A 15056-nucleotide genomic window follows, 5' to 3' on the forward strand; every position below is an offset into this window, starting at 1 on the left:
CAGGGTACTTTGTTATCACGCGGACCGGGTTTTCGGGGCCGCGTCTTCGTTCTTCGTGGGGATACATGCAGACACTTAAGGTCGACCTGGGCGAACGCAGCTACCCGATCTACATCGGTGAAGGGCTGCTGGAACAACCTGAACTGCTGGCGCCGCACATTGCCGGCCGGCAGGTCGCCATCGTTTCCAACGAGACCGTCGCGCCCCTGTACCTGGAGCGCCTCAGCCAGACCCTCGGTGCCTACAAGGTACTGCCCGTGGTGCTGCCGGACGGCGAGTCCTACAAGAACTGGGAAACACTGCAACTGATCTTCGACGCGCTGCTCGGCGCACGACATGATCGCCGCACCACGGTCATCGCCCTCGGTGGTGGTGTCATCGGCGACATGGCCGGCTTTGCGGCAGCCTGCTACCAGCGTGGCGTGGACTTCATCCAAGTGCCGACCACCCTGCTGTCCCAGGTCGACTCCTCGGTAGGCGGAAAGACCGGCATCAACCACCCGCTGGGCAAGAACATGGTCGGTGCCTTCTACCAGCCCAACGCCGTGCTGATCGATACTGCCAGCCTGCGCACCCTGCCGCCGCGGGAGCTGTCCGCAGGCCTCGCCGAAGTGATCAAGTACGGCCTGATCTGCGACGAGCCGTTCCTCGGCTGGCTGGAAGACAACGTCGAGGCCCTGCGCAACCTCGATGGCGTGGCCCTGACCGAGGCCATCCGCCGCTCCTGCGCGGCCAAGGCCGCAGTGGTAGGCGCCGACGAACGTGAATCCGGGGTGCGTGCCACCCTGAACCTCGGCCATACCTTCGGCCACGCCATCGAAACCCAGATGGGCTATGGTGTCTGGCTTCATGGCGAGGCGGTGGCGGCGGGGACGGTCATGGCCCTGGAGATGTCCATGCGCCTGGGCTGGATCAGCCAGGCGGACCGCGATCGTGGTATTCGCCTGATGCAGCGCGCCGGGTTGCCGGTCGTGCCGCCCGCGGACATGACGCCTGCACAGTTCATGCAGCACATGTCCGTGGACAAGAAAGTACTTGATGGTCGTCTGCGCCTGGTCCTGCTGCGCAAGCTGGGCGAGGCGGTGGTCACCGACGACTACCCGCAAGAGATTCTTCAGGCCACCCTGGCGGCGGACTACCCCGCCATCGTGGCCCAGCTTTGAGGTCGATGAGAGCCAGATGACTAGTTTGCATGCCGATGAGGCCTTCCTCGGCCACTACCAGCTGAACCACGATCCCTTCGCCGCGCGCGTCCCGGGTTTCAAGTTCTTCCCCGCCCAGCGCAAGCCGGTCCTGGGCCAACTGCATCACCTGGCCCGCTACAGCCAGCTGCTGCTGGTGGTGACCGGCCCGCACGGCAGTGGCAAGACCCTGCTGCGCCAGGCGCTCGTCGCCAGCACCAACAAGCAGTCGGTGCAAAGCGTCGTGGTCTCCGCCCGCGGCGCCAGCGATGCCGCCAGTGTGCTGGCCCAGGTGGCGCAGTCGCTCAACGTGGCAACGGCCGAAGTCCCGGCGATCCTTTCCCAGGTGGTGCAGCTCGGCCTGACCGGCCAGGAAGTCTACTTGCTGGTGGACGATGCGGAACAACTTGGCGAATCGGCGCTCCAAGCGTTGCTGGAATTGGCGGCGGGCACCGCCGAAGGTCGTCCCCACGTATTCCTGTTCGGTGAACCCTCGCTGATCACCAGCCTGGATGCGCTGGAAATCGAAGACGAACGCTTCCATGTCATCGAGTTGCAGCCCTACAGCGAAGACGAGACCCGGGAATACCTGGAGCAGCGTCTGGAAGGTGCAGGGCGTGGCATCGAGGTGTTCACTGCCGAGCAGATCGCCGATATCCAGCAAAATTCCGAAGGCTGGCCCGGGAACATCAACCAGGTTGCCCGCGACACCTTGATCGAAGCCATGATCGCCAGCCGCTCGACGGCGAAGCGACCATCAGTGGGGTTCTCTATGCCGAAGAAACATGTGCTGGCGTTGTCCGCCGTGGTAATCGTTGCCGTCGGCGCCGCCGTGCTGATGCCGAAGAAGGGCGACCAGCCGAAGACCGCCGCACCCGCCGAGCAGGCGCAACTGCCGCTGGGCCAGGGCCAGCCGGGCAATGCACAATCGAACAATGGCGGTCCGGCGATCGAGTTCGCCGGTTCGTCGCAGCCGATGCCACTGCCGCTGGTGGGTCAGTCGCAGCCGGTCATGCGCGGCCCGCTGGCGGAAGCTGCCGGCATGAATGAAGGCGAGGAAGGCGGCCCGGCCGGCAATACCGCCTTGCAGCCGCCAACCGTGACCACCACCGCGCCGCCCGAAGGCGCTGTCGCCGGCCCGGCGCCGACGCCTGCCCAGCCTATCCAGCCGTCGCAGACGCTGGCGTCCGCACAGCCGGTTGCCCCGGCTCACCAGCCAGCCGCTCCGGCAGCCAGCAAACCGGTTGCACCTGCGTCGAAGCCGGCTGAAGTCGCCGTGGCCAAGCCTGCCGCGCCTGCAGTCAAACCAGCGGAGAAACCGGCTGCCAAACCGGCCGCCGGTGGCGCTGGCAGTGGCTGGTACGCCTCCCAGGCGCCGGGCAACTATGTGGTGCAGATCCTCGGTACCAGTTCGGAAGCCACCGCCCAGGCATACGTCAAGGCCCAGGGTGGCGACTATCGCTACTTCAAGAAAAACCTGCAGGGCAAGCCGCTCTATGTCGTGACCTACGGCAGCTTCTCCAGTCGCGATGCGGCACTGAATGCCATCAAGTCCTTGCCAGCCAAGGTCCAGGCTGGTAAACCTTGGCCTCGCACCGTCGCAAGCGTCCAGCAAGAGCTCGCTGCGACTCGCTAGTAAACAGCCGATCCAGGTGGCAACCTACCCCCGCCACCTGAAGATCAATCTCTGAATTTCCAGACAGCCTGCTGTGCATGTGCACGGCAGGCTTTTCTGTCCCAGACTGCCGGCCACAAGCCCGTCTTGCAGTCCAGGCTGAAACGCTTCAGAGTGGAGCCAAGCCGTTACCACGGCAATCGCTTAAAAACATTCAAAAATGCGACATGGATTTTCGATGATTCGTCATCAAATTTGTGGGATTCACTGTCGCCGTGCAACAATGGCACCCGTATTGCCCCCCGCAAAGCTGGCGTTCGTTCGGCGTGGATGGTAAGTGGTTGAATTAAAAAGATTTGCCTTTGTGAGAGGCGAACCTGGTGAGAAAGTGTCTATGAAAACAGGTCTGTACCATCCCGAAGAATTCAAGGACAACTGTGGATTCGGTCTGATCGCCCATATGACGGGCGAACCCAGCCACCACCTTTTGCAAACGGCTATCGAAGCCCTGACCTGCATGACCCACCGCGGTGGGATCAACGCCGATGGCAAGACCGGTGACGGTTGCGGCCTGCTGATGCAGAAGCCCGACCAGTTCCTGCGCGCCGTCGCCCAGGAAACCTTCGGCACCGAACTGCCCAAGCAGTACGCCGTAGGCATGGTGTTCTTCAACCAGGACGCCGCCAAGGCCGAAGCCGCCCGCGAAAACATGAATCGCGAAATCCTCGCTGCCGGCCTGCAACTGGTCGGCTGGCGCCAGGTGCCGATCGACACCAGCGTTCTCGGCCGCCTGGCCCTGGAGCGCCTGCCGCAGATCGAGCAGGTGTTCATCGGCGGTGAAGGCCTGAGCGACCAGGAATTCGCCATCAAGCTGTTCAGCGCTCGTCGTCGCTCCTCGGTAGCCAACGCCGAAGACACCGACCACTACATCTGCAGCTTTTCGCACAAGACCATCATCTATAAAGGCCTGATGATGCCGGCGGACCTCGCCGCCTTCTATCCGGACCTCGGTGACGAGCGCCTGCAGACCGCGATCTGCGTATTCCACCAGCGCTTCTCCACCAACACCCTGCCGAAATGGCCGCTGGCACAGCCGTTCCGCTTCCTCGCCCACAACGGCGAAATCAACACCATCACCGGTAACCGCAACTGGGCCCAGGCCCGTCGCACCAAGTTCGAGAACGAACTGATCCCGGACCTGGAAGAGCTCGGCCCGCTGGTCAACCGCGTAGGTTCCGACTCGTCCTCGATGGACAACATGCTCGAACTCATGGTCACCGGCGGCATCGACCTGTTCCGCGGCGTGCGCATGATCATTCCGCCAGCGTGGCAGAACGTCGAGACCATGGACGCCGACCTGCGCGCCTTCTACGAGTACAACTCCATGCACATGGAGCCGTGGGACGGCCCGGCGGGCGTGGTGATGACCGAAGGCCGCCACGCGGTCTGCCTGCTCGACCGCAACGGCCTGCGCCCGGCGCGCTGGGTGACCACCCGGAACGGCTACATCACCCTGGCCTCGGAAATCGGCGTGTGGAACTACAAGCCGGAAGACGTGATCGCCAAGGGCCGTGTCGGTCCTGGCCAGATCTTCGCCGTGGACACCGAGACCGGCCAGATCCTCGATACCAATGCCATCGACGATCGCCTCAAGTCGCGCCATCCGTACAAGCGCTGGCTGCGCCAGAATGCCCTGCGCATCCAGGCCGACCTCAGCGACGACCAGGGCGTGGCCAGCTACGACGCCGACCAGCTCAAGCAATACATGAAGATGTTCCAGGTCACCTTCGAGGAGCGTGACCAGGTGCTGCGTCCGCTTGGCGAGCAGGGCCAGGAAGCGGTCGGCTCGATGGGCGATGACACGCCGATGGCGATCCTCTCGCAGCGCGTGCGTTCGACCTACGACTATTTCCGCCAGCAGTTCGCCCAGGTGACCAACCCACCGATCGACCCGCTGCGCGAAGCCATCGTGATGTCGCTGGAGATCTGCCTCGGTGCCGAGCGCAACATCTTCCAGGAGTCCCCTGAGCACGCCTCCCGCGTGATCCTCAGCTCGCCGGTGATTTCCCCGGCCAAGTGGCGCTCGCTGATGAACCTCGACCGCCCTGGCTTCGAGCGTCACATCATCGACCTCAACTACGAGGAAAGCCTGGGCCTGGAAGCTGCCGTACGCAGCATCGCCGACCAGGCCGAGGAAGCCGTGCGCTCGGGCAAGACCCAACTGGTGCTGACCGACCGTCACATCGCGCCGGGCAAGCTGCCGGTCCACGCTTCCCTGGCAGTCGGCGCCGTGCACCATCGCCTGACCGAAAAAGGCCTGCGCTGCGACAGCAACATCCTGGTGGAAACCGCCACCGCCCGCGACCCGCATCACTTCGCCGTGCTGATCGGCTTCGGTGCTTCCGCGGTCTACCCGTACCTCTCCTACGAAGTGCTGGCCGACCTGATCCGCACCGGCGAAGTGCTCGGTGACCTGGACGAAGTCTTCAAGTACTACCGCAAGGGTATCTCCAAGGGCCTGCTGAAGATCCTGTCGAAGATGGGCATCTCCACCATCGCTTCCTACCGTGGCGCGCAGCTCTTCGAAGCCGTCGGCCTGTCGGAAGAAGTGGTCGGCCTGAGCTTCCGTGGCGTGGCCAGCCGCCTGAAGGGCGCGCGCTTCGTCGATATCGAGAACGAGCAGAAGCTGCTCGCTGCCGAAGCCTGGAGCGCGCGCAAGCCGATCCAGCAGGGCGGCCTGCTGAAGTTCGTCCACGGTGGCGAGTACCATGCCTACAACCCTGACGTGGTCAACACCCTGCAAGCTGCCGTGCAGCAGGGCGACTACGCCAAGTTCAAGGAATACACCGCGCTGGTGGACAACCGTCCGGTGTCGATGATCCGCGACCTGCTCAAGGTCAAGACCGCCGACCAGGCCCTGGATCTCAGCGAGGTCGAGCCGCTGGAAGCCATCCTGCAGCGCTTCGACTCCGCCGGTATCTCGCTGGGCGCACTGTCGCCGGAAGCCCACGAAGCCCTGGCCGAGGCGATGAACCGCCTGGGTGCGCGCTCCAACTCCGGTGAAGGCGGCGAAGACCCGTCGCGCTACGGCACCATCCGCAGCTCGAAGATCAAGCAGGTCGCTACCGGTCGTTTCGGCGTCACTCCCGAGTACCTGGTCAACGCCGAAGTGCTGCAGATCAAGGTCGCCCAGGGCGCCAAGCCGGGCGAAGGCGGCCAGCTGCCAGGCGGCAAGGTCAACGGCCTGATCGCCAAGCTGCGCTACGCAGTGCCGGGCGTGACGCTGATCTCGCCACCGCCCCACCACGACATCTACTCGATCGAAGACCTCTCGCAGCTGATCTTCGACCTCAAGCAGGTCAACCCGCAGGCGCTGGTTTCGGTCAAGCTGGTGGCGGAAGCCGGTGTCGGTACCATTGCCGCCGGTGTCGCCAAGGCCTATGCCGACCTCATCACCATCTCCGGTTATGACGGTGGTACCGGTGCTTCGCCGCTGACCTCGATCAAGTACGCCGGCGCCCCGTGGGAACTGGGCCTGGCCGAGACCCACCAGACCCTGCGCGGCAACGACCTGCGCGGCAAGGTCCGGGTACAGACCGACGGCGGCCTGAAGACCGGCCTCGATGTGATCAAGGCCGCCATCCTCGGCGCCGAGAGCTTCGGCTTCGGCACCGCGCCGATGATCGCCCTGGGCTGCAAGTACCTGCGTATCTGCCACCTGAACAACTGCGCCACCGGCGTAGCCACCCAGAACGACAAGCTGCGCAAGGATCACTACATCGGTACCGTCGATATGGTGGTGAACTTCTTCACCTACATCGCCGAAGAAACCCGTGAATGGCTGGCCAGGCTGGGCGTGCGCAGCCTCGGCGAGCTGATCGGGCGGACCGACCTGCTGGAAATGCTCCCGGGTGAAACCGAGAAGCAGAAACACCTCGACCTCAGCCCGCTGCTGGGCAGCGCCCACGTGCCGGCGGACAAGCCGCAGTTCTGCGAGGTCGACCGCAACCCGCCATTCGACAAGGGCGTGCTGGCCGAGAAGATGGTGCAGATGGCGCTCCCGGCCATCCGCGACCTGAGCGGCGGTGAATTCGAGCTGGATATCTGCAACTGCGACCGTTCCATCGGCGCGCGGGTCTCCGGCGAGATCGCCCGTCTGCACGGCAACCAGGGCATGGCCAAGGCGCCGATCACCTTCCGCTTCAAGGGCACCGCAGGCCAGAGCTTCGGCGTCTGGAACGCCGGCGGCCTGAACATGCACCTGGAAGGCGATGCCAACGACTACGTCGGCAAGGGCATGACCGGTGGCAAGCTGACCATCGTACCGCCAGCCGGCAGCCCGTTCGCCACCCAGGACAGCGCCATCGTCGGTAACACCTGCCTCTACGGCGCCACCGGCGGCAAGCTGTTCGCCGCCGGTACTGCGGGCGAGCGTTTCGCGGTGCGCAACTCCGGTGCCCACGCCATCGTCGAAGGCACTGGCGATCACTGCTGCGAATATATGACCGGTGGTTTTGTCTGCGTTCTGGGCAAGACCGGCTACAACTTCGGCTCCGGCATGACGGGCGGCTTCGCCTACGTACTGGACATGGACAACAGCTTCGTCGACAAGCTGAACCATGAACTGGTGGAAATCCAGCGGATCACCGGCGAGGCGATGGAGGCTTACCGCAGCCATCTGCACCGCGTGCTGACCGAGTACGTCGAGGAAACCGGTAGTGCATGGGGCCGCGAGCTCTGGGAAAACCTGGACGACTACGTGCGTCGCTTCTGGCTGGTCAAGCCGAAGGCGGCGAACCTGAAGAACCTGCTCTCCAGCACCCGGGCCAACCCGCAATAACGCAGTTGCAAGCGGCGACCTCGCCCAGCGCGAGGCTCGCCGGCTAAACGTGATCGTCTGGCAGCTTGCAGCTTGAAGCTAGCAACTGCGGTAAAGAGGTTTTGAAAAATGGCTGAACGTCTGAGTAATGACTTCCAGTTCATCGAAGTCGGGCGCAAGGATCCGAAGAAGAAGCTGCTGCGCCAGCGCAAGAAAGAGTTCGTGGAGATCTACGAGCCCTTCAAACCCCAGCAATCGGCCGAGCAGGCCCACCGCTGCCTGGGTTGCGGCAACCCGTATTGCGAATGGAAGTGCCCGGTCCACAACTTCATCCCCAACTGGCTGAAGCTGGTCTCCGAAGGCAACATCCTCGCGGCGGCCGAGCTGTCGCACCAGACCAACACCCTGCCGGAAGTCTGCGGCCGCGTGTGCCCGCAGGACCGCCTCTGCGAAGGCGCCTGCACCCTGAACGACGGATTCGGCGCAGTGACCATCGGTTCGGTCGAGAAGTACATCACCGACACCGCTTTCGCCATGGGCTGGCGCCCCGACATGTCCAAGGTCAAGCCGACCGGCAAGCGCGTCGCCATCATCGGTGCCGGCCCTGCCGGCCTTGGCTGTGCCGACATCCTGGTGCGTGGCGGCGTGACCCCGGTGGTGTTTGACAGGAACCCGGAAATCGGCGGCCTGCTGACCTTCGGCATCCCGGAATTCAAGCTGGAAAAGACCGTGCTGAGCAATCGTCGCGAAGTCTTCAGCGGCATGGGCATCGAGTTCCGCCTCAACACCGAGGTGGGCAAGGATGTGACCATGGAACAGTTGCTCGAAGAGTTCGATGCGGTGTTCATGGGCATGGGCACCTACACCTACATGAAGGGCGGCTTCCCTGGTGAAGACCTGCCTGGCGTGCATGACGCCCTGGACTTCCTGGTCGCCAACGTCAATCGCAACCTGGGCTTCGAGAAGTCGCCGGAAGACTTCATCGACATGAAGGGCAAGAAGGTCGTGGTCCTTGGTGGTGGCGATACCGCTATGGACTGCAACCGGACTTCGATCCGCCAGGGCGCCAAGGCCGTGACTTGCGCCTACCGCCGTGACGAGGCGAACATGCCCGGCTCGCGCAAAGAGGTGAAGAACGCCAAGGAAGAGGGCGTGAAGTTCCTCTACAACCGCCAGCCGATCGCCATCATCGGCGAAGACAAGGTCGAAGGCGTGAAGGTGGTCGAGACCCGTCTCGGCGAGCCGGACGCCCGTGGCCGTCGCAGCCCCGAGCCGATCCCGGGCTCCGAGGAGATCATCCCGGCCGATGCCGTGGTCATCGCCTTCGGTTTCCGTCCGAGCCCGGCGCCGTGGTTCGAGCAGTTCGATATCCGCACCGACAGCCAGGGTCGCGTGGTTGCTCCGGAAAAAGGCCAGTTCAAGCACCAGACCAGCAACCCGAAGATCTTCGCCGGTGGCGACATGGTCCGTGGTTCCGACCTGGTGGTGACGGCGATCTTCGAAGGCCGCAATGCGGCGGAAGGGATCCTGGATTACCTGGGCGTCTGAAAAATCTATTGACCCAAGGCATCCTGATAGACAAAAGGCACGGCTAGCACCGTGCCTTTTCTTTGTGCGTCTGAGAAAATGCCCGCACTTTTTTTCCGGATGCCGACATGACTGCCTTGAAGAATGATCGTTTCCTGCGCGCGCTGCTCAAGCAACCTGTAGACGTCACCCCGGTGTGGATGATGCGCCAGGCCGGCCGCTATCTCCCGGAGTACCGCGCCAGCCGCGCCAAGGCCGGGGATTTCATGAGCCTGTGCATGAACCCGCAATTCGCCTGCGAAGTGACCCTGCAACCGCTGGACCGCTACCCGCTGGACGCGGCGATCCTCTTCTCCGACATCCTCACCATTCCCGACGCCATGGGCCAGGGCCTGTACTTCGAAACCGGCGAAGGCCCGCGCTTCAAGAAAGTGGTCGGCAGCCTGGCCGACATCGAAGCCCTGCCGATCCCCGATCCGCAGAAAGACCTCGGCTACGTCATGGACGCTGTCAGCACCATCCGCCGCGAGCTGAATGGCCGCGTACCGCTGATCGGCTTCTCCGGCAGCCCCTGGACCCTGGCCACCTACATGGTCGAAGGCGGCTCGTCGAAAGACTTCCGCAAGACCAAGGCCATGCTCTACGACAATCCCCAGGCCATGCACCTGCTGCTGGACAAGCTGGCGCAGTCGGTCACCAGCTACCTCAACGGGCAGATCCTGGCCGGTGCGCAAGCGGTGCAGATCTTCGACACCTGGGGCGGCAACCTCTCGGCGGCGGCGTACCAGGAATTCTCCCTGGCCTACATGCGCAAGATCGTCAGCGGCCTGATCCGCGAACACGAGGGGCGCAAGGTGCCGGTGATTCTCTTCACCAAGAACGGTGGCCTGTGGCTGGAAAGCATCGCCGAGGCCGGCGCCGATGCCCTGGGCCTGGACTGGACCTGCGAGATCGGCGACGCCCGCCGCCGCGTGGGTGACAAGGTCGCGCTGCAAGGCAACATGGACCCGACCGTGCTCTACGCCAAGCCGGAAGCCATCCGCGCCGAGGTTGCGCGCATCCTCGCCAGCTATGGCAAGGGCAGCGGCCACGTGTTCAACCTGGGCCACGGCATCACCCCGGAAGTCGATCCGGAGCATGCAGGCGTGTTCATCAACGCGGTGCATGAGCTTTCAGCCCAGTACCACGGCTGACAGGGCAACGCGGTCCATGTGGGAGCGGGTTCACCCGCGATTACGGTGGTGAGTTCGCTACCGTAATCGCGGGTGAACCCGCTCCCACAAAGACCGCGTACGATCAGTTGACTATCACCACCTGATCCTTCGGTTCGTAATAGAACACCGGGTTCCTGGTCAGGTCGATCTGCACGATGGGAATGAATTTCCCGGTCGCGGCCATGAAGCTGTCCTGCATCTGCCGCGCCCTTTCCAGCCCTGCCCCGGTGTAATAAAGCGCTTCCAGTGGCAGCTTCTCGGGAATGTCTTCCGGCCACGGAGCAATCACGACTTCGTTCCAGATGCGACGGTGAGCCGGGATCGGAAAATGCTGGCGCACGTCGATGCTGAACTGGAACCACTGCGCCGTTGGCTCGAAGTAGCAAGCTTTGGTTCCGGTGTACTCGGCAAAGTGCGCCTGCCAGGTTGGAATATCCACAACGCCACTCAAATGGCAGGGCAACGGAAACGCTTCCGTGCCACAACTTTCGATACGACTGTCAGTAGCGGCATTCAGCGGAAACACGCACTTCACCGTCAGCGGCTGCTCGCTCGGCTCGCCCAGCGGGGCCATGATCAACCCGGCATCACCCGCCAGCAGCTCGTTGCCTACGTCCCGGCGGATGTAGGAAAAGGACACGCCCTTGCGCTCGACATTTTCCGGGCTGGGGTTCCAGAACGCCGGGTTGGACGTGTCACGGATGGCGCGGATGATGACGCCGTTGCAGTTGATCGCCGCGCTGCCATCGGCGCATTCCGGCCGGATATCGTCGAAGCGCTGTTGCAGGCGCAGGACCACGCTGCGCCCCGGGTCATCGGCGCTGATGGCGCAGGGGATCTGCAGGAACAGCGCAATGAGCAGGCAGAAGTAACGCAGGGAGGATGTAAGCATGTCGATGTCCTCGTGAAGGAGGAATCATCAAGCCATGCGCTTCAAATCAGGCACAACTGACAGAAATATCAGGTTTAAGCTTCAATTCAGCCTGCCTGGGTAATCTGATCCCATCAAAACCTGCCAAGGAATCAGAACCATGAAAACCCGTTACCTCGCCCTTATCCTCGCCCCTCTGTTCAGTACCGCTGCCCTGGCTGCCGGCACCGGCTACACCGGCCCGGGTGCGCAGAGCGTCACCACCGTGGCCGCCGCCAACGATGCCGCGGACGACACCCCGGTGGTGCTGACCGGCTATGTGATCAAGAAGGTCAACAACGACGACAAGTACGAGTTCAAGGACAACACCGGCACCATCACCGTCGAGATCGACAACGAAGACCTGCCGCCGGTGGCATTCAATGACAAGACCAGGGTCAAGCTGACCGGCGAGGTGGAAAAGCACCTGATGTCGCGGGAAGTGGATGTGGATATCGTCGAGATCGTGAACTGATCCAAAGGCCTCATCGCTGGCAACGCCAGCTCCCACAAGGTCCGCGTACACCGCCAGACCCTGTGGGAGCCGGCGTTGCCGGCGATGAGGCCATCAGCAGCACCACAAACCCGTGATCAGGCGGCTTTCGGTGGCAGTTTGCTGAGGTACAACGCAACCCCCAACGCCACCACCAGCAAACTGCCGATAAACACCCCGATCCCGTTCCACCCGGCGTAATGCCAGGCTACCCCACCCGCCGTCCCCGCCACGCTCGATCCCGCGTAGTAACTGAACAGGTACAGCGACGACGCCTGCCCCTTGGCCTTGAATGCCCGGCGGCCGATCCAGCTGCTGGCCACCGAGTGGGCGCCGAAGAAGCCGAAGGTGAATACCAGCATGCCGACGATGATCAGCGGCAAGGCGCTGAACAGGGTCAGCAGCATACCGCTGAACATCAGCAGGATGGTGCCCCAGAACACCCGGCGCCGGCCTAGCTTGTCGGCCAGTGCACCGATTTGCGCCGAGCTGTAGATGCCCGATAGATAGACGATCGACAGCAGCCCCACCAGCGCCTGGCTCATGTTGAACGGCTCGGCCAGCAGGCGGTAACCGATGTAGTTGAACAGGGTGACGAACGCACCCATCAGCAGGAAGGCTTCGAGAAACAGCCAGGGCAAGCCGGCGTCCCGGAAGTGCAGGACAAAGCCATCGAGCAGGCTGCGCGGATTCATCGAGCGCGAACGGAAGTTGCGCGACTCCGGCAGCACCTTCCAGAACAGTGCCGCGGCGATCAGGGCCAGGCCACCGATCGCCAGCATCGCCGTATGCCAACTGACGAAGTCGATCAATACCCCGGCAATCAGCCGCCCGCTCATCCCGCCAATCGCATTGCCGCCGATGTACAGCCCCATCGCCAGGCCAATGTGCTGTGGATGAATTTCCTCGCTCAGGTAGGTCATCGCTACCGCCGCCAGGCCGCTGAGCGACAGGCCCACCAGCGCACGCATCGCCAGCACGCCCTCCCAGGTCGGCATCAGTGCACTGGCGATGGTGCTCAGGGCCGCGCAGAACAGGGCGAAGACCATCACCGGCTTGCGCCCGATACGGTCGGAGATCGGCCCGGTGATCAGCAGCCCGAACGCCAGCAAGCCGGTGGACACCGACAGCACCAGGCTGCTTTGCGCCGCATTGATGGCGAAGTCGCGAGACAGCAGCGGCATCATCGGCTGTACGCAGTAGAGCAGGGCGAAGGTGGCGAAACCGCCGCAGAACAGCGCCAGCACGGTCCGCATGAAGGCCGGCGTGCCTTTCTCGATCCAGGTGTCTTTGAGCGTGGCGGCGATGTCGGCCACAGGTTCGGGGGGAAGGTCGTGGGCGTGGGGCGCTACAGCAGTTTTCACGGGAGCCTCGGCGGGGGCGGCCTCTGGGGCAAGTGAAAAAAGCATATAGCTGGCTAATGATCATTTCCAATATATTGTTCGACCTGTTTAAGAGGTTCTACGACCTATTGGAGCATCCATGGAATTGCGCCATCTGCGTTACTTCATCGCGGTCGCCGAAGAGCTGCATTTCGGCCGGGCCGCGCAGGCCCTAGGCATTTCCCAGCCACCCCTGAGCCAGCAGATCCAGGCCCTGGAACAGGAGCTGGGTGCGCGCCTGTTCGAGCGCACCAACCGACGGGTGGCACTCAGTGAGGCCGGGCGCCTGTTCCTTGAAGAGGCCCGCCAGGTCCTGGCCCAGGTGGACAAGGCCGCCGACGTCGCCCGTCGCGCGCAATTGGGTGAACTGGGCGAGATGAAGATCGGCTTCACTTCCTCGGCACCGTTCAATTCCAGCATTCCAAAGGCCATCTACAGCTTCCGCCAGCGTTTCCCGGCGGTGCACCTGAACCTCAAGGAAATGAGCAGCCGCGACGTCGCCGACGCCCTGCTGGACGAAAGCATCGAGGTCGGCCTCATGCGGCCCTTGGCGCTACCGGAATCATTGGTGGCCACCGAGCTGTTCCGTGAGCCGCTGGTGGCGGTACTCAATGCCGACCACCCGCTGGTCGAGGATTCGGAACGGGGCCTGGAGCTCAAGGCCCTGGCCAACGAGCCCTTCGTGTTCTTCCCGCGCAGCTATGGCAGCGGCCTGCATGCCCAACTGTTGAGCCTGGCGCGGCAAGCCGGGTTCACCCCGCATTTCGCCCAGGAGGCGGCGGAGGTGATGACCATCATCGGTCTGGTCTCGGCGGGGTTGGGGGTGTCGGTGCTGCCGGCATCGTTCCAGCGCATGCGTATCGACGGGGTGGTCTATCGCACGCTGCTGGATGCCGATGCGGTCACGGCGGTGTGGCTGGTGCAGCGGCGCGAGCAGGGCTCGGCGATGGCGGGTGCCTTCGTCGAGCTGCTCACGCGCAAGGGCTGAGCGGGATCAGTCGACCTTCGACAGATCGCCTTTCAGCGCAACACCGGCAATAACGGCTCCGGCGTGGCATTCGTAGGTGCTGGCGTCCTTGCGCTCGTTCTTCTTGTAGTAGCTGGCGATATTGGTAACGGCGTTGGCTCCCACCTTCTTGGCCGCGTCTTGCATGGTCAGCAGGGCCGACTGCAGGGCCCATTCGCAAGCGGCTTCATCGCTCTTGTTGAAGGCGTTGGTCTTCTTGTTGGTGGTCGCATTCGGGCTGATGACGCTGACCTTGCCGCGCGGTTGTACACCGGCCAGATAGAACTTCACCGAACCATCGAGCTTCTTCTCGGTGGTCATCTGTTGAACCACCTTTTCGAACGGCAGAAACAGTGCGGTATCCCGGGCCTGGCTGATGCCTGGCAAGGCGCACAGCAGCAGGGCGGTGGTGGCGGTCCAGGTTTTCAAACGCATGGTGTCTTTCCTTGATTAATAAATGGTGGAGCGTTGTTCGTTGAGGGCGCGCTGTACCATGCGATCGGACTCGATGCGTTGCAGTTCGCGCATGATGCTTTTATCGAGGTTGTAGACCCAGCGGTTGTAGTTGCGGTGGATCTTGCCGTCGTTGTAGCCGAGGTTGCGGCTGTCGCGGTACTCGATGCGGAAGTTGCTCAGGCTGTAGCGGATATCCACGGCAGCGAAGAAGGTGTTGCGCACGGTGATATCGGCCTGGACCAGGCCCGGGCTGGTACTGCGTACGGTCCAGCCGCGCTCGGCCGAGGCCTTGACGATGGCCCGCTGGATTTCCTCGTCCGTGTAGGAGTGGCCGACCACCAGCAGTTCCTTGGGGACCATCACCGGTTTGGACGTGCAGCCAGCGACGAAAGCCAGTACCAGGCCCAGCAGGGCCGCGCGAATCATTGAAGACATTCCTTTCTCTCCAGTCGG

At 63.2% G+C, this 15056-nt stretch carries 11 protein-coding genes; 7 read left to right on the forward strand and 4 right to left on the reverse strand.

The features are described from left to right. Positions 1–65: 65 nt before the first annotated feature. From aroB to hemE, 5 genes are all read left to right on the forward strand, one after another. Positions 66–1163, forward strand: a complete 1098-nt coding sequence (gene aroB / locus ACPFMA_RS01590) for a 3-dehydroquinate synthase (RefSeq protein WP_064301182.1) — start codon at positions 66–68, stop codon at positions 1161–1163. 16 nt (positions 1164–1179) lie between these two features. Continuing rightward, a complete protein-coding gene (locus ACPFMA_RS01595) occupies positions 1180–2817 on the forward strand; it encodes an SPOR domain-containing protein (protein ID WP_064301183.1) in 1638 nt (545 codons plus the stop codon). Between the two features lie 373 nt (positions 2818–3190). Continuing rightward, positions 3191–7636, forward strand: a complete 4446-nt coding sequence (gltB, locus tag ACPFMA_RS01600) for a glutamate synthase large subunit (protein WP_279899069.1) — start codon at positions 3191–3193, stop codon at positions 7634–7636. Positions 7637–7744: 108 nt separating this feature from the next. Then, a complete protein-coding gene (locus tag ACPFMA_RS01605) occupies positions 7745–9163 on the forward strand; it encodes an FAD-dependent oxidoreductase (RefSeq protein ID WP_064301185.1) in 1419 nt (472 codons plus the stop codon). A gap of 107 nt (positions 9164–9270) precedes the next feature. Then, a complete protein-coding gene (gene hemE / locus ACPFMA_RS01610) occupies positions 9271–10335 on the forward strand; it encodes a uroporphyrinogen decarboxylase (protein ID WP_425929563.1) in 1065 nt (354 codons plus the stop codon). Positions 10336–10438: 103 nt separating this feature from the next. On the opposite strand, the gene ACPFMA_RS01615 is transcribed toward hemE, so the two are convergent. Further along, positions 10439–11248 (reverse strand): hypothetical protein, encoded by an 810-nt coding sequence (locus ACPFMA_RS01615; RefSeq protein ID WP_425929564.1) that lies wholly within the window; start codon positions 11246–11248, stop codon positions 10439–10441. Between the two features lie 139 nt (positions 11249–11387). Between ACPFMA_RS01615 and ACPFMA_RS01620 the strand changes: the two genes are divergently transcribed. Continuing rightward, a complete protein-coding gene (locus ACPFMA_RS01620; RefSeq protein ID WP_075802140.1) occupies positions 11388–11741 on the forward strand; it encodes a NirD/YgiW/YdeI family stress tolerance protein in 354 nt (117 codons plus the stop codon). Positions 11742–11857: 116 nt separating this feature from the next. Here ACPFMA_RS01620 and ACPFMA_RS01625 read toward each other — a convergent pair whose 3' ends face one another. Then, on the reverse strand, positions 11858–13075 hold the full coding sequence (locus tag ACPFMA_RS01625; RefSeq protein ID WP_425930565.1) for an MFS transporter: 1218 nt from the start codon (positions 13073–13075) through the stop codon (positions 11858–11860). 166 nt (positions 13076–13241) lie between these two features. Here ACPFMA_RS01625 and ACPFMA_RS01630 point away from each other — a divergent pair, with 166 nt between their 5' ends. Beyond that, complete coding sequence (locus ACPFMA_RS01630) at positions 13242–14129, forward strand: LysR substrate-binding domain-containing protein (protein WP_425929565.1); 888 nt, start codon at positions 13242–13244, stop codon at positions 14127–14129. A gap of 6 nt (positions 14130–14135) precedes the next feature. Here ACPFMA_RS01630 and ACPFMA_RS01635 read toward each other — a convergent pair whose 3' ends face one another. Both ACPFMA_RS01635 and ACPFMA_RS01640 read right to left on the reverse strand, forming a co-directional pair. Then, a complete protein-coding gene (locus tag ACPFMA_RS01635) occupies positions 14136–14582 on the reverse strand; it encodes an excinuclease (protein WP_420057839.1) in 447 nt (148 codons plus the stop codon). 15 nt (positions 14583–14597) lie between these two features. After that, complete coding sequence (locus ACPFMA_RS01640) at positions 14598–15038, reverse strand: hypothetical protein (protein WP_420057840.1); 441 nt, start codon at positions 15036–15038, stop codon at positions 14598–14600. Between the last annotated feature and the right edge of the window lie 18 nt (positions 15039–15056).

Origin of the sequence: Pseudomonas sp. NyZ201 (assembly GCF_049860765.1) — a bacterium.
Lineage (GTDB): Bacteria > Pseudomonadota > Gammaproteobacteria > Pseudomonadales > Pseudomonadaceae > Aquipseudomonas > Aquipseudomonas bharatica.